This is a genomic window from Enterobacter sp. (assembly GCF_977039595.1).
The window spans coordinates 1-15,038 of record NZ_CDRQYH010000024.1 but is presented as its reverse complement, the minus strand read 5'-3'; the positions used below and the strand labels follow the sequence as shown (position 1 = coordinate 15,038).

The window sequence follows — 15,038 nt, the reverse complement described above, 5'->3', positions numbered from 1 at the left end:
ACCTGTGTTTATGAATAAACTCTTATTATGTTAACGCGATAAGTCCTGAAATGCAGTCCTGGCGGACATTTCAGGATTATCCTGAAACAGCCCTTTCAGCTCCGGCACGCAGGAACCACAGTTCGTACCACAGCGCAGCTTCGCCCCCAGCGCGTTGACGGAATCACACCCTCCGACGATCGCCTCCCGTATCGTATTCTCCCCGACGCTGAAACAGCTGCAGATGATGCGTCCCGGATCCGTTTCCTTCCCGACGCTCTGTCCGTTCAGCAAGGCGTGACGTTCTGAGGCCAGCACGGGTGGTGATTGAAAAGCGGCCTCAATCACCGTATGCGCCAGCGCCGGTAACGCGGTGCCCTCCCAGAAGCCCAGCATCAGCTGGCCTTCATGCCAGGCCAGCACGCTGCTGCGTTCGCCGGTTTGGGCAACCTGCAGCTGCCAGCCCCGGACGCCGGCGTATTCCATTACCCACGACAGCAAAGGTTTATCGCACGCCACCGTCAGACGTGAGGCTTTGCGCCACCAGTAAACCGAAGAAGGCATTTCCGGCCATTCTCGGGCATAGAGTTCCCCCTGCCAGGCAGGCTGCCACGGCAGAATTCTGACCGCGGTTTGTTTACTCTCCGGCTGGCCCGAAACCGGATCGCAGCGCCCTTCCACCAGCGCATTCACCTTTCCCTGGCGGGCAAACTCAGCGTTCCAGTGCATCGGGGCAAACGCCTCGCCTTCCCGTATCCCGTCATTGATTCGTACTCTGACGACCATCACGCCGCGCGGCGAACTAATTCGCGCCAGCTGGCCGTCGCACAGGGAAAACCGAACGGCGTCTGCGGGGCAAACCTCAACAAACGGTTCGGCGATATGCTGCATCAGTCTGGCTACGTATCCCGTTCGGGTCATGGTATGCCACTGATCGCGGATGCGCCCCGAGTTAAGAATCAGCGGGTACAACGCGCTGACCGTCGCACCGTGCGACAGAGGATTAACGGGAACAATGTTTCGGCGCGGGAAATCCCCCGTCGGCCACTGATAAGGCTCAAGCTGATCCCACTCCTCACGGGTTAGCGCAGCCAGGTCATGAAGATTCAATGCCCGCGCGCCGTCATTTTCAAAGGCCGTCAGCGCCGCATGTTCGCAAAAAATCTCGTGCGGATGTTGCCAGGCAAAGGCCTCGCCGTAGCCCAGCCGCTTCGCTACCTGCGCGACGATCCACCAGTCCGGCTTCGCCTCGCCCGGCGCAGGCAGAAACGCGCGCTGGCGTGAAATGCGCCGCTCGGAATTGGTCACCGTCCCGTCCTTTTCTCCCCAGCCCAAAGCCGGAAAACGGATATGGGCGAACCGGCTGGTGTCGGTATCGTTCATCACCTCTGAGACCATCACCAGCGGGCAGCCCGCCAGCGCCTGACACACCGCGTGGCTGTCCGGCAGCGACACGGCAGGGTTGGTGCCCATGATCCACACCGCCTTCACATCGCCGCGGGCAATGGCGTCAAACAACTCCACCGCCATCAGGCCCGGCGTCTGCGCCAGCCGTTCCGTTCCCCAGAAACGCGCCACCCGCGAAAGATCGTCCGGCTCAAAGTTCATGTGTGCCGCCAGCTGGTTCGCCAGTCCGCCCACCTCCCTTCCTCCCATCGCGTTTGGCTGTCCGGTCAGCGAAAACGGGCCGCAGCCCGGACGGTTGAACTTCCCGCTGGCAAGATGAACGTTAATAATAGCGTTACACTTGTCGCTGCCGCTGGCGGACTGGTTGATACCCATGGTGTAGAGCGTAATTGCGCGAGGCGCGGTGATAAACCAGCCGTAAAAGGTACCAATGTCTTCTGACGGAAGATCGCAAAACGCCGCCACGCGGGCAATCGGCCACGCCTCGGTCCCCTGAATCAGATTGAGCAATCCTACAAACAGACCGGCGTCGCTGCCGGGGGCGAGCGCCAGATGCAGGTCAGCAATATCACAGGTGGCGGTTCTGCGCGGATCGATTACCACCACCTTCATCTGCGGGTTGTTGCGCTTCGTCTGCACCAGCCGCTGATAGAGCACCGGATGCGTCCAGGCCGCGTTTGAACCCACCAGCACCACCAGCTCGCTGTTTTCGACGTCCTCGTAGCTGCACGGCACCACGTCTTCGCCGAAGGCGCGCTTGTAGCCCACCACCGCCGAAGACATGCAGAGCCGGGAGTTGGTATCGATGTTTGCCGCACCGATAAACCCTTTCATCAGCTTGTTGGCGGCGTAGTAGTCCTCGGTAAGCAATTGTCCGGAGGCGTAAAACGCCACCGCCTGCGGTCCCCATGTATCGATAATCTCCCGCAGACGCTCCCCTGCCGCGTCCAGCGCCTGCGCCCAGTCCACCTCAAGTCCGTCAACAACGGGGCGCAGCAATCGCCCCTGTAACCCCGTCGTTTCCGCCAGGGCCGATCCTTTCACGCACAGGCGCCCCAGGTTCGCAGGATGGGTTTCATCTCCCCGAACGCTGACCGCTTCACCTTCCACGCTGGCAACTACGCCGCAGCCGACCCCGCAGTAGGGGCACGTTGTCCGGGTTTCCGTCATGAAGCCTCCGCACGCATTACCAGGGCGTCGCTGCCAACCCATACCTTGCCGTTTTCAATTTTCACCGGCCAGGCGCGCACCGCGGGTTCGCCGTTCTCTACCTGACAGCCGTCGCGCAGGCGAATGCGCTGCTTATACAGCGGTGAAATCACCACCGGCTCGCCCGCCGCATCGCCAAGAATGCCGCGTGAAAGCACGTTCGCATTACCGCCCGGTTCCCGATCGTCGAGGGCGTAAACGGTTTTGCCAAAACGGAAGAGCGCAATCGGCTTACGTCCAAGCCGCGCGCCGATGCCCGCCTGCTCGGGGATATCGTCGATGCCGCAAATTTCCTGCCAGCGCTTGCTTTCATCCGGCGTGGTGTCGTTCACCGTCGTGCGGAACAGCGCCAGCCGGTTGGGATCGTTAAGCGTTGTTTGCCATTCGCACTGATAGGTTTCCACCACCCGGGCCATCTCCTGCTCCAGCTCGTGGGCGATACCCAGGCTGTCGTTGAGGATCACCTCCCGCAGGTAGTCGAGACCGCCTTCCAGGTTATCCATCCAGGTGCTGGTGCGCTGCAGGCGATCCGCCGTGCGGATGTAGAACATCAGGAAGCGGTCGACGGTGCGGATTAACGTTTCGTCATCCAGATCGCTGGCGAAGAGATCCGCATGGCGCGGCTTCATCCCGCCGTTGCCGCAGAGATAGAGGTTCCAGCCTTTATCGGTGGCAATCACCCCAACGTCTTTGCTCTGCGCCTCCGCGCACTCGCGGGTGCAGCCGGAGACCGCCATTTTGATTTTGTGCGGCGCGCGCAGGCCCTTGTAGCGGTGCTCAAGCCTGACCGCGAGGCCGGTGGAGTCCTGCACCCCGTAGCGGCACCAGGTTGAACCGACGCAGGATTTCACCGTGCGCAGGGATTTCCCGTAAGCGTGCCCGGTTTCAAACCCGGCCTCCACCAGCGCCTGCCAGATCGCCGGCAGCTGTTCCAGAGTGGCGCCGAAAAGGTCGATACGCTGTCCGCCGGTAATTTTGCTGTACAGGCTGTAGCGTTTCGCAATCTGCCCGATGGCGATCAGCCCGTCCGCGGTCACTTCCCCCGCCGGCATGCGCGGCACGATGGAGTAGGTACCGTCCTTCTGGATATTGGCGAAGTAGCGGTCATTGGTGTCCTGCAGCGGCAGGTGTGCCGGTTTCAGCAGATACTCGTTCCAGCACGAGGCAAGCACTGACCCCACCAGCGGCTTACAAATTTCGCATCCGTGTCCCTGTCCGTAGCGGCTGATAAGCTGGTCAAAGGTGCGAATATGGTTGACGCGCACGAGGTGGTAAATCTCCTGGCGCGAGTACGGGAAGTGCTCGCAGATGTCCTTTTTCACCTCCACGCCCTGCTCAGCCAGCTGGAACTCCATCACCTGCTTCACCAGCGCGCTACATCCCCCGCAGCCGGTCGCCGCTTTGGTGCACTGCTTAACGGCGCCGATATCCGTCGCGCCCGAGCTCACCGCCCGGCAGATATCGCCCTTGCTGACGTTATGACACGAACAGATTTGCGCGCTTTCCGGCAGCGCCGCCACGCCGAGCGCTTTCGGCGCGCTGCCTGACGACGCGGGTAAAATCAGCGTTTCCGGCTCTTTTGGCAGGGCTATCCCGTTAAGCATCATCTGCACCAGCGTGGCGTATTCGCTGGCGTCACCCACCAGCACGCCGCCGAGCAGCGTTTTTCCGTCGTGGCTGACCACGATTTTCTTGTAGATTTGCTGCGGACCGTGCGTCCACTGATAGCTCAGCGCCCCCGGCGTGCGCCCGTGAGCGTCGCCGAACGAGGCGACGTCCACGCCGAGCAGCTTGAGCTTAGTGCTCATATCCGCGCCGGCGAAGGTTTTATCCTCACCCGCCAGCGCGGCGGCGGCCACCCGCGCCATCTGATAGCCGGGCGCGACCAGACCGAAGATTTTCCCTTCCCACAGCGCGCATTCGCCGATGGCCAGCACGTCCGGATCGGAGGTCTGGCAACCGTCGTCAATGCAGATCCCGCCGCGTTCGCCGATAGCCAGCCCGCTGCTGCGCGCCAGCGCGTCCTGGGGACGAATGCCGGCAGAAAAGACCACCATGTCCGTTTCCAGCTGTTCGCCATCGGCAAAGCGCAGCACCAGCCCGCCGTCCGCCGTGGCGATCTCCGTTGTCGCTTTACTGGTGTGAACGCCGACGCCCAGCGCCTCAATTTTCTTGCGCAGCATCATCGCGCCGTCGTTGTCGAGCTGGACCGCCATCAGGTTAGGCGCAAATTCCACCACGTGGGTTTCCAGCCCGAGCTGCTTCAGGGCATTCGCCGCCTCCAGCCCGAGCAGGCCGCCGCCAATCACCACGCCGCGGCGCGAGCCCGCCGCATGCGCCGCAATGTTGTCCAGGTCGTCAAGGGTGCGGTAGACAAAACAGCCCGGCAAATCGTTGCCCGGCACGGGCGGCACGAACGGGTATGAGCCGGTCGCCAGCACCAGCTTGTCCCAGTGGGTTTCGTGCCCGCTGGCGGTGCGTACAACGCGCGCGTCGCGATCGATAGCGACGACCTGCTGCGACAGGCGCAGCTCAATGCCGTTGTCGGCAAAGAAATTCCCCTCCACCAGCGAGAGCGACGCCGCGCTGCGGCCGCCAAAATATTCCGACAGATGCACGCGGTCGTAGGCGGCATAGCGCTCCTCGCCAAAGACAACGATCTGATACTGCTGATGCAGATTGCGGTTAACGCAGTCTTCGAGAAAATGATGGCCGACCATACCGTGCCCAACCACCACCAGAGTAGGTTTTGTCATAGCATTGTGTCCTGCAACCTGCGGTTGCGTAGTAAAACGATCGAACAGCCAGTCCGCGTGGGCGGGCGCAGCCGTTGCCAGTAAATCGGTAAATGTTGCCGCGCTGCGGCAGTCGCCCATCAGCAGTACGCCAGCCAGCGCCCCCTGATTGATCAGTAAACGGCGATAGTGACGGGTCAGCGGATCCCATGCGCTCCAGACCACGTCGCCCTCCCGCTCTGCCGCGCGACCGAGACTGAACAGCTCCACGCCGGTCACCTTGAGGCGTACGCCGTTGTCAGTCAGGACAAACGGCGCGGTGACGTCCCCCGCCAGCCGCGCGGCAAGGATATCCGCCTGCGCCAGACAGGGGGCGACCAGGCCAAACGTCTGGCCGTCAATTTCGCAGCACTCGCCAATGGCGTAGACGTCCGGCTCGGAGGTTTGCATCTGGTGATCCACCACGATGCCGCGCGCGCAGCGTATGCCGCTGGCCTGCGCCAGCGCGACGCTGGGCTGCACGCCCGTCGCCAGCACCACGCGCGCGGCGGCGATACTGCGTCCGTTTAGCAGCGTCACGCTATTTCCGTTCACCGCTGCGATGCCAGAGACGAGCTCACAGCGCACGCCCCGCGCCGCCAGCGCCTCTTCCAGCAGCATTCCCGCCTGCCGATCCAGCTGCTGCTCCATCAGCCACGGACCGCGATGAACAAGCGTGACCTCGTCACCTGAACGCGCCAGCGCTGCCGCCGCCTCAACCCCGAGCACGCCGCCGCCCAACACCACCGCCGGACCGACGATCGCCTGAATGGCCCGGGTATCTGCCAGGGTACGGAACGTGAACACATGCGGCGCATCGCAGCCGGGGATTGGCGGAATAAAGGGCGTTGATCCGGTGGCAAACACCAGCGCATCCCAGTCCAGCGTGCGGGCGGCGGTTTGCACTTCCCGCGTGTCCACGTTTACGGCGATCGCCTTTTCGCCCCGCAGCACCGTCACGCCGCGCGCCTGGTACCAGTCGTCATCCTGAAGACAGATGTCTGCAGCCTGCTTTTCACCGCCCAGCACCGGCGAAAGCTGGATGCGGTTATAGGCATGTTCCGGCTCGTCACCGATGACGGTGATAGCGAAACGACCGGCAGCACGCCCGGTGAGCGAGGCAATCAGCCGCGTGGCCGCCATGCCATTTCCGATAATGACCAGTCGCATCAAAGCCCCCTCGCTACGCCGCTTTTGGCTGCTTTTCATAGAGGAAATGAAGGATCTGCTGGCGCATGTGGTGATAGCGGCTGTCGTCCGCCAGCTGCACCCGGTTGCGCGGGCGCGGCAGATCGACGCGCAGGATCTCCCCGACGGTCGCCGCCGGGCCGTTGGTCATCATCAGCACGCGATCGGAGAGCAGCACCGCCTCGTCCACGTCGTGGGTAATGAGCACGATGGTGGTGTTCAGCGCCTGCTGGATCTGCATTACCGAGTCCTGCAGATGAGCACGCGTCAGCGCATCGAGCGCGCCGAAGGGTTCATCCATCAGCAGCACTTTCGGCTTCATCGCCAGCGCGCGGGCAATCCCGACGCGCTGCTTCATGCCGCCGGAGATCTCCCCCGGGCGCTTGTGCAGGGCGTGCCCCATCTGCACGCGGTCGAGATTGTGTTCAATCCACTCCCTGCGCTCCGCCTTGCTCATGCTGTGGCGAAACACGTGATCTACCGCCAGGGCCACGTTGTCGAAGCAGGTGAGCCACGGCAGCAGCGAGTGGTTCTGGAACACCACCGCGCGCTCCGGCCCCGGCCCGGCGATTTCGCGGTTGTCACAAATCAGCCCGCCTTCCGTCGGCAGGGTAATACCGGCGATGAGGTTCAGCAGCGTCGATTTGCCGCAGCCAGAGTGCCCAATCAGGCTCACGGTTTCGCCCTCGTGGATATCAAAAGAGACGTTCTGCAGCGCCAGAAACTCGCCGCTGGCGGTGGAAAAACGCTGGCTCACGGCCTGGACCTGAATTAATGGTTTCATGTTCGCTCCTTATTTTTCCTGCCAGCTAAAGCGCCGGGCGATCAGCATCAGCCCCTGCTCCAGCAGCAGCCCGACCACGCCAATGATGACGATGGCGATGAGAATGTTTTCGACGTTGAGGTTGTTCCACTCGTTCCAGATCCAGAAGCCGATCCCCAGCCCTCCGGTCAGCATCTCGGCGGCGACAATCACCAGCCAGGCGATGCCGATGGAGAGGCGCACCCCGGTCAGCACCGCGGGCAGCACCGCCGGGAAGAGAATGCGGCGCAGGATGGTCCACTCGGAAAGCTGCAGCACCCGGGCAACGTTGAGGTAGTCCTGCGGAATGCGGCGCACGCCTTCGGCGGTGTTGATCACCATCGGCCAGATAGAGCAGATAAAAATGGTCCAGCTCGACGCGGGCTCCGCTTTCTGGAACAGCAGCAGGCCGATGGGCAGCCAGGCCAGCGGGCTAACCGGGCGTAACAGCGCGATCAGCGGGCCGAACATGCGCGAAAAAAAGGTGAAGCGGCCAATCAGGAAGCCGAGCGGGATCCCGGCGAACGCGGCCAGGCCAAAGCCCACCGCCACGCGCTGTAATGAGGCGAGCACGTTCCAGCCGATGCCCATATCGTTAGGCCCATCGCGATAAAACGGATCGGCAAACAGAGTAATGGCGGAATCGAGCGTGCTGAGCGGCGTCGGGAAACCTTTGCTGTTAATCGCCGCCAGCTGCCACAGCACGACCAGCAGTCCCAGACCGAGTAACGCCGGAATGATGCGTTGAATGATCGCGTTAATCCGACGCGCAAACGTCGGCGTACGGCGGCGAACCTGCACCGGAGGGAGGACAATCACCTCCCCACTCTCTGGCGTATCTGGTGATTTCGTCTTTTGCAGATGCTGCATAATCAGGCCCCTTTACGATGAATGGCGAAACGGCTGGCGTATCCTTCCGGGTCGGTACCGTTCCAGACGGTGCCGTCCATCAATGTGCTGCTGCGTAATGGTGAAGTCGGTGTGGTGATGCCCCCCACCGCCGTGGCGGCATCCTGCCAGACAGCAGTCTGGTTAATGCGCTGTGCAATACCCGCGTAGTCCGGCGCGGTTTTGAGCAAGCCCCAGCGGCGGAACTGGGTTAAGAACCACATACCGTCGGAGAGATATGGGTAGCTGACGGCCCCCTCGTTGAAGAAACGGATCGGGTGCGCGTCCTGCCAGCGCTGGCCCAGGCCGTTGTCGTACTCGCCGAGCATTCGCCCGGTGAGAAACTGTTCCTTACAGTTGAGCCACGCCCGGCGGGAGAGGATCCGCGCGGTCTCGCGCTTGTTTTCCGGGGAGGCTTCGATCCAGCGTGCGGCCTCCAGCACCGCGCTGACCAGCGCCCGCGCGGTGTGCGGGTTTTTCTCCACCCAGTCGCGACGCGTGCCGAGGATTTTTTCCGGATGGTCGGCCCAGACAGACTGTGACGTCGCGGCGGTAAAGCCGATGCGGTCGTTAATCGCCCGCGCGTTCCACGGCTCGCCGACGCAAAAGCCGACCATGTTGCCAATGCGCATGTTCATCACCATCTGCGGCGGCGGCACCACCACCGTGCGCACGTCGTCAAAGGGGTTAATGCCCGCGCTGGCCAGCCAGTAGTAGAGCCACATGGCGTGCGTCCCGGTCGGGAAGGTGTGCGCGAAGGTGTAGGTGCCGGGCGCCTGCTGACCAATTAGCTTTTTCAGCCCGTCAAGGTCTCGAACGCCCTTCTCCGCCAGATCGCTGGAAAGCGTAATCGCCTGGCCGTTCTGATTAAGCGTCATCAGGTTTGCCATCTGCTGCGGCTTGCCGGCAATGCCCAGCTCCAGGCCGTACAGCAGGCCGTAGAGAATGTGCGCGGCATCAAGCTCGCCCGCCACCAGCTTGTCGCGCACCGCCGCCCAGCTCGCCTCTTTGGTGGGCACGATGGTAATGCCGTATTTTTTATCAAAGCCTTTCAGCGCCGCGATAACCACGGGCGCGCAGTCTGTCAGCGGGATAAACCCGATGCGCACTGTTTCCTGCTCCGGTTTATCCGAGCCTGCCGCCCATGCGGCCTGCATGATACCCGGTAACAGCATTGCGCCACTCGCCAGCATGCTGGCCTGCAAAAAACGCCGTCTCGACAAATCCGCCATGACCACTCCTGAATAAAAACCAAAAAAAAGCCCCCACGATGCCGAAGCACCAGTGGACGCCTTTATCCCGAAGACGAATGCACCGCCGTTGGCGCATCGTCAAAAATGGTTAATCTGATAATGCAAAGCGAATGCCAGGTTTTAACACGCGCTTTTCGCGGTGTATCCCGCTTTACCCTCAGGTTTACGCACCTCAATCAGGCACAAAATGCCCGCTAACCGTGCAGCTACTCCTTTGGTATTACCTGCCACAAATTCTTCACCATGAGCAGCGCGCGGGCGATATCCACCATCCTTTGGTTCTTATCCATCGCCATTTTGCGCAGCGCCGTCCAGGCCTGTTCCTCACTCATATTCTGGTGGGTCATCAAAACGCTTTTCGCTTTATCTATGACTTTGCGCTCTTCAAGCGTATCGCGCAGCGACGCAAGCTGGCGCGAGAGCTGTTCTATCTCGCGCGCCTGCTGGCGCACCAGGGTGAGCAACGGTTTTTCCGGGTACTGTATCAGCGGATCGTCCTGCTCATCGGCGGGAGGCACGTACTCATCGTTACGGTAAATACGCTCGTCCACCGCCGTCATCAGATCGGCGATGAGCATCTCCTCCAGCGCGCGCAGATGCTCAAGGCGCGCGGTTTGCAGCGCAAACCAGGCCAGTGCGGTATGGCCGTTATCGGCGGCGGGCTGGCGGGTGCAGGCCACCCTTCGTAGCTGTTCCGTTTCACGATCGGGCTGGCAGTTTAAGGCAAAGGTGGCCTGTACCTCAGCGTGGCTGTGCGAGAGAAAGATTTCAAAGCAGGCCTGCTGCCCATCGATGCGGTCAACCAGCCTCTGGCGAGTCACATCATCGAAAAAACCCTGCGTGAAGCCAATCGCCCCCAGCGCCCGCTCCTGTCCCGCCAGCTCTTTCCCCTGCATCAGGCTATACAGGGCGACAAAACGCCCGGCTATTTGCGGATCGTCAATGCTGTCATTAAGCTGCGGTACGATACTGAGCAGATGGCGAAGCATGCGGGAGTAGTGTTCCATCGCCTGGGGTGCCGTTACCGTTTGCTGAATCACACCGTCGCGCAGCGCGGGAAGCATATCCAGGCTCAGGAGCGCGCCGCCGATGCGTTCACAGACGGCACTTCCCGGAATCGGCGACTGTGTTTCAAGAATGCCGTAAAGGGCTGCGAGGTTTTCATCCACCAGCGCCCGGCTGGCTTTGCATTCGGGGGCGTAAAGCTTACCCTGTGAGCAGAGCCAGACGTTGGACGCCCCACGCTCGCACTGTAACATGTGCACCAGTTGGCTAATGCCGTGCACAAGCTCGCCAAGCTGTGACAGCTTGCTGAGCTGCTCCCGGCGCATCATCTTTGCGCGCTCGAGCCATTCGGCAGCGCCTGGCGAAATGCCAGCCATTAATGTCATGCTTTCTCTCCGGAACAGCGAAACTCGGGAATGCTAAGCAATATTCGTGCCTTTATAAGAACAGGAGTCAACATGCAAAAGATTTTGATCGTCGCCAACGGTGCGGCCTACGGCAGCGAATCCCTTTTTAACAGCCTGCGCTTGGCGATTGCGCTGCGTGAAAAAGAGAGTGACCTCGCGTTACGACTCTTTTTAATGTCGGACGCGGTCACCGCGGGCCTGAAGGGACAAAAACCAGCCGAGGGCTATAACATTCAGCAGATGCTGGAGATCCTGACCGCGCAAAACGTACCGGTGAAGCTTTGCAAGACCTGCACCGATGGCCGCGGTATTACCGGTCTGCCGCTGATTGATGGCGTAGAGATTGGTACGCTGGTTGAGCTGGCCGAGTGGACGCTGTCCGCGGATAAAGTATTAACTTTTTAATAATAAACCCGTAAAAATATTATTTTCTTATGGACGCGGTTTCAGCATCAAGTTTACCTGCGGGGTTGCCGATAGGCATGGAAACAACACAGCAGGTATTTCACTTATGTTCAGATCGATTCGTGCACGCATCATCGCGACGACGGCAGGCTGTCTGGTCGTCGCACTTCTCCTTAATACCGTTATTAACTTCCAGGTCACGCGCCAGGATAACCAGCAGTCCCAGCGCGATATTCTGACCAGCACCAGCGCCAGCCATAACATGGCGATTGCCGACTGGGTAAAAAGCAAGATGGCGGTGATCGCCTCCGCGCAAACCGTTGCGTTGAGTGAAGACCCGGTTCCGGTGTTTAAACAGCTTGCGCAGGCGGGTGGCTTCACCAACGTTTATGTTGGCTACGCCAGCAAAACGGCGAAATTCTCTGAACCGGCGGGTGTCCCGGCGGACTATGACCCGACTATCCGCCCGTGGTATCAGCAGGTGGTCAGCACGGACGGTCCGGTTGTCACCGCGCCCTACGTTGACGCGGGGACCGGCAAACTGGTGGTAACCTTCGCCGTGCCGGTAAAAGAGAATGGTACGCTGAAAGCGGTGGTGGCGGGCGATGTGGCGATGGACAGCGTGGTGGCTAACGTGCGCGGGATCCATCCAACCCCAGCCAGCAGCGGGTTGCTTCTGAACAGTGACGGCAGCGTGATTGCCGCTAACGATCCGGCGCTCACGCTTAAACCATTCGCTGAGACGATCAAAGGCATTGATTTTGCTGCGCTGAAAAGCGGTAACCTCGTCGACGGAACGCTGAACGGCGCTGAAAAAACCTTCGTGGCGACAGCCGTGCCGGGCACAAACTGGCTGTTAGTCGTCGCGCTCGACAACGGTGATGCCACCTCCGGCATGCGTTCCCTGCTTAAAGCCTCGGCGATTTCGCTGGTGATCCTGGCACTGCTGAGCGCGGCCATTGTGCATTTCCTGATTGCCCGCCTGCTCAAGCGTTTGTCAGACATTCGCGACGCGATGCACAACATTGCTAACGGGACTAACGATCTGTCCCAGCGCCTGCCGGACAACGGCGAGGACGAGGTTGCGCAGATTGCGCAGGCCTTTAACGCCTTCAGCGATAAGCTGTCGGTGGTGATGGTGCAGCTCCGTGATGCCAGCGAATCGGTTAAAAACGCTGCGCAGGAGATTGCCGCCGGTAACCAGGATCTTTCCGGACGTACCGAGCAGGCCGCATCCAGCCTGCGCGAGACGGCCAGCGCCGTGGAGCAGATCACCGCCTCCGTGACCCAGTCGAACGAATCGGCGGCAGAAGCGAATGACCAGGCGAGCAAAGCCTCAGCGGCCGCTGCGCGCGGCGGCGAGGTGGTATCCCAGGCGATCAGCACTATGCAGTCCATCGAAGTCGCGTCGGCTAAAATTGGCGATATCACCAGCGTGATTGACGGCATCGCGTTCCAGACCAACATTCTGGCGCTGAACGCCTCCGTCGAGGCGGCGCGTGCGGGTGAGCAGGGACGCGGGTTTGCCGTGGTGGCAGGCGAAGTGCGTAACCTGGCGAGCCGCAGCGCCCAGGCGGCGAAAGAGATCAAATCGCTGATCGATTCCACCACCGACAGCGTGGCCACCGGCTCCCGCTACGTGCACCTGGCCGGGGAAAGCATGGACGAGATCCGCTCCAGCATCGGCAGCGTCTCCGGCATTATGCGCGAAATTTCCATCGCCACCAGCGAGCAGATGAAAGGGATTCATGAGATCAACCACGCGGTGACCCATCTCGACAGAATGGTTCAGCAGAACGCCGAGCTGGTCGTGGAATCCGCCGCCGCTGCGGGTGCCCTGCAGAGCCAGGCGGGCGACCTTGCTGAAACAGCCGGTCATTTCCGCATTTAATTTTCTCGCGGCGCGCGTTTAGCGGGTAAAACGCGCGCCAGCTGAAATTTTGAGGGATTTTGTCATTTTTGTTTAATCGTTATGCCATTTTTTGATCAAAATCAGCATCCCACCCCCTCCCCTTTGGTGTTATGCCATGAGTGAATTGTGAACAACATCACGCTCGGATATGGCTGCAGGGAGAGCGTTGTTTAAGACTACGGGGTAAAAAATGGCACTGGTAAAAACAAGTTTGAAACTGTTTGGCGGGGATACGGTGGTGGTGCGTTGCTCAGAACGCTGTCGTATTCATCTGATGAGTTCGAAAGCACAAAAACAGTCCCAGGCGGATATTCTCACCGTACAGGATGATAAGGCCTGGCTTACAGTGCCCTACACCGGCACATGGGATGTGCTGATTGACAGCCACAGTCAGTCTCTGGAGCATTCCATCAGCTACGTGGCAGCATAATATTAAACGCCCGGCAAGCCGGGCGTAATATCAGGCAAAACCCGGTCGCAGCGTGCCGTTGAGCGGGTTCCCTTCCAGCAGCGCCTTCACCTTCACCACCAGTTCATTCAGACAATCGTCCTGCATGCCGAGGCGGGTCAACTCCTGATCGAGGGAGAAGAGATACTGCGCGTTGGTACCCAGCGGTCCGCTGGCGGCGGCAATTAACGGAGCAATCACCTGCGTGCGGGTATCCGCTTCATACAGCGGATGGCGGGGGTCCATGATAAACACCAGCGCATTGACGGTGCGTCCGTCGTCCAGTTCCAGCTTGCACCAGCTTGGCATGTAGCAGCCGGTGATCATCTCGCGCTTCCAGAGCAGCGTAAGCTCCTCTTCCAGCGTGGCATCCGGCAGGCGATACGCCACGCCAGTGGTGCGCCCGCCCTCTTTCAGTGCAAGCATGCGCCCGGGCTGGCACGCGCTGCCGCGTCCGGCCGTCAGACGCAGGCAAAATGCGCGGTGCCAGCCAGGCAGCGTTCCCGTTGCCGATTCGACAAATTCGAGCGCCGGGTTCCACATCAGGGAGCCGTAGCCAAAAATCCATACCGGGCCATCATCCGGGCGGCAGGCAAGCGTGGCAGCGAGCGACGCCGCACGTTGTTCAGCTGACCAGAGAAGCGATTCCTCAATAGCACCAAATGCCGTCTTACAATCTGCCTTCATTAAGAAATCACGCGTTAACACTTTCCACCTCCGCCACTGCATGCTTCCTTGCGACATCTGTAATTCGCCTTCCCGGCCTTAGGTGCTGGTCATTTTACCAGCAGTTGAATAACGATAAGCAATTAGCGGACCAGTTGCAATACAGCGGCAATTCAACCGCCTGAAAAGTCAAAATGAAGGCAGCGAATTATTTCACGGCTATTTCTTTTTATGCCATTTATCGTCGTCTCCTTTTTCATATTCATGTTTTACGGCGGCCCAGGCGACTTTGTGGGCCGTCTCTTCACGGCTGGCATCATCCCGGCGATCTTCCTTGTCTTTGTATTGATCCCAGGCGCTGTTAAACGCCTCTTTATAGATATCCTGCGCGTGAGCGGGCAGCACGTTTTGCACGTTATCGGGTAATTCGCGTTTCGTTTTATATGGCATCACTCACCTCTCTTTTGCTTAAAGAGATAAGTGTGGACGACGATATGCCAGCGTGCCACCCGGCCTTAATTTATGGATTAACATTACATGTAATTATTTGTTATTTAATAAATATTATGTGGGTAATGACTCCAACTTATTGATAGTGTTTTATGTTCAGATAATGCCCGATGACTTTGTCATGCAGCTCCACCGATTTTGAGAACGACAGCGACTTCCGTCCCAGCCGTGCCAGGTGCTGCCTC

At 60.1% G+C, this 15,038-nt stretch carries 12 protein-coding genes; 3 read left to right on the top strand and 9 right to left on the bottom strand.

The window, feature by feature from the left end; translation table 11 throughout:
- Positions 1–30 precede the first annotated feature (30 nt).
- The 6 genes from ACWYRJ_RS09750 to nasR all read right to left on the bottom strand — a co-directional run bounded on the left by ACWYRJ_RS09750 (position 31) and on the right by nasR (position 10,891).
- Complete coding sequence (locus ACWYRJ_RS09750) at positions 31–2,556, bottom strand: nitrate reductase (protein ID WP_455507801.1); 2,526 nt, start codon at positions 2,554–2,556, stop codon at positions 31–33.
- Positions 2,553–6,539: a nitrite reductase large subunit NirB gene (nirB, locus tag ACWYRJ_RS09745; RefSeq protein WP_455507800.1), complete on the bottom strand. Its 3,987-nt coding sequence runs from the start codon at positions 6,537–6,539 to the stop codon at positions 2,553–2,555. The genes ACWYRJ_RS09750 and nirB overlap by 4 nt, the downstream gene beginning before the upstream one ends.
- 13 nt (positions 6,540–6,552) lie before the next feature.
- Positions 6,553–7,341 carry an ABC transporter ATP-binding protein gene (locus ACWYRJ_RS09740; RefSeq protein ID WP_033145769.1) on the bottom strand — a complete coding sequence of 263 codons (789 nt, stop codon included), beginning with the start codon at positions 7,339–7,341 and terminating at the stop codon, positions 6,553–6,555.
- A gap of 9 nt (positions 7,342–7,350) precedes the next feature.
- Complete coding sequence (gene ntrB, locus ACWYRJ_RS09735; RefSeq protein ID WP_271368184.1) at positions 7,351–8,229, bottom strand: nitrate ABC transporter permease; 879 nt, start codon at positions 8,227–8,229, stop codon at positions 7,351–7,353.
- A gap of 2 nt (positions 8,230–8,231) precedes the next feature.
- Positions 8,232–9,479, bottom strand: a complete 1,248-nt coding sequence (locus ACWYRJ_RS09730; RefSeq protein ID WP_223579138.1) for a CmpA/NrtA family ABC transporter substrate-binding protein — start codon at positions 9,477–9,479, stop codon at positions 8,232–8,234.
- 227 nt (positions 9,480–9,706) lie between these two features.
- Positions 9,707–10,891, bottom strand: a complete 1,185-nt coding sequence (gene nasR / locus ACWYRJ_RS09725) for a nitrate regulatory protein NasR (RefSeq protein ID WP_455507799.1) — start codon at positions 10,889–10,891, stop codon at positions 9,707–9,709.
- Between the two features lie 72 nt (positions 10,892–10,963).
- On the opposite strand from nasR, the gene ACWYRJ_RS09720 reads away from it, so the two are divergent.
- From ACWYRJ_RS09720 to ACWYRJ_RS09710, 3 genes are all read left to right on the top strand, one after another.
- The gene (locus ACWYRJ_RS09720) at positions 10,964–11,317 is read left to right on the top strand and encodes a DsrE/DsrF/TusD sulfur relay family protein (RefSeq protein ID WP_111965919.1); all 354 of its coding nucleotides are present in this window, start codon (positions 10,964–10,966) and stop codon (positions 11,315–11,317) included.
- A 106-nt stretch (positions 11,318–11,423) separates the two neighbouring features.
- A complete protein-coding gene (locus ACWYRJ_RS09715) occupies positions 11,424–13,208 on the top strand; it encodes a methyl-accepting chemotaxis protein (protein WP_111965918.1) in 1,785 nt (594 codons plus the stop codon).
- 211 nt (positions 13,209–13,419) lie between these two features.
- Positions 13,420–13,659 (top strand): DUF1883 domain-containing protein, encoded by a 240-nt coding sequence (locus ACWYRJ_RS09710; protein ID WP_111965917.1) that lies wholly within the window; start codon positions 13,420–13,422, stop codon positions 13,657–13,659.
- A 30-nt stretch (positions 13,660–13,689) separates the two neighbouring features.
- Here ACWYRJ_RS09710 and ACWYRJ_RS09705 read toward each other — a convergent pair whose 3' ends face one another.
- The 3 genes from ACWYRJ_RS09705 to ACWYRJ_RS09695 all read right to left on the bottom strand — a co-directional run.
- A complete protein-coding gene (locus ACWYRJ_RS09705; RefSeq protein ID WP_061097960.1) occupies positions 13,690–14,385 on the bottom strand; it encodes a gamma-glutamylcyclotransferase in 696 nt (231 codons plus the stop codon).
- A 177-nt stretch (positions 14,386–14,562) separates the two neighbouring features.
- The gene (chaB, locus tag ACWYRJ_RS09700; RefSeq protein ID WP_045908986.1) at positions 14,563–14,793 is read right to left on the bottom strand and encodes a putative cation transport regulator ChaB; all 231 of its coding nucleotides are present in this window, start codon (positions 14,791–14,793) and stop codon (positions 14,563–14,565) included.
- A 136-nt stretch (positions 14,794–14,929) separates the two neighbouring features.
- A partial coding sequence (locus ACWYRJ_RS09695) for an IS1 family transposase (RefSeq protein WP_019725171.1) occupies positions 14,930–15,038 on the bottom strand: 109 nt, incomplete at its 5' end.

What these genes read in the sequence shown, in the direction of transcription:
- ACWYRJ_RS09750 (WP_455507801.1), bottom strand. Translation starts at nt 2,556, where the DNA reads ATGACGGAAACCCGGACAACGTGCCCCTACTGCGGGGTCGGCTGCGGC.
- nirB (WP_455507800.1), bottom strand. Translation starts at nt 6,539, where the DNA reads ATGCGACTGGTCATTATCGGAAATGGCATGGCGGCCACGCGGCTGATT.
- ACWYRJ_RS09740 (WP_033145769.1), bottom strand. Translation starts at nt 7,341, where the DNA reads ATGAAACCATTAATTCAGGTCCAGGCCGTGAGCCAGCGTTTTTCCACC.
- ntrB (WP_271368184.1), bottom strand. Translation starts at nt 8,229, where the DNA reads ATGCAGCATCTGCAAAAGACGAAATCACCAGATACGCCAGAGAGTGGG.
- ACWYRJ_RS09730 (WP_223579138.1), bottom strand. Translation starts at nt 9,479, where the DNA reads ATGGCGGATTTGTCGAGACGGCGTTTTTTGCAGGCCAGCATGCTGGCG.
- nasR (WP_455507799.1), bottom strand. Translation starts at nt 10,891, where the DNA reads ATGACATTAATGGCTGGCATTTCGCCAGGCGCTGCCGAATGGCTCGAG.
- ACWYRJ_RS09720 (WP_111965919.1), top strand. Translation starts at nt 10,964, where the DNA reads ATGCAAAAGATTTTGATCGTCGCCAACGGTGCGGCCTACGGCAGCGAA.
- ACWYRJ_RS09715 (WP_111965918.1), top strand. Translation starts at nt 11,424, where the DNA reads ATGTTCAGATCGATTCGTGCACGCATCATCGCGACGACGGCAGGCTGT.
- ACWYRJ_RS09710 (WP_111965917.1), top strand. Translation starts at nt 13,420, where the DNA reads ATGGCACTGGTAAAAACAAGTTTGAAACTGTTTGGCGGGGATACGGTG.
- chaB (WP_045908986.1), bottom strand. Translation starts at nt 14,793, where the DNA reads ATGCCATATAAAACGAAACGCGAATTACCCGATAACGTGCAAAACGTG.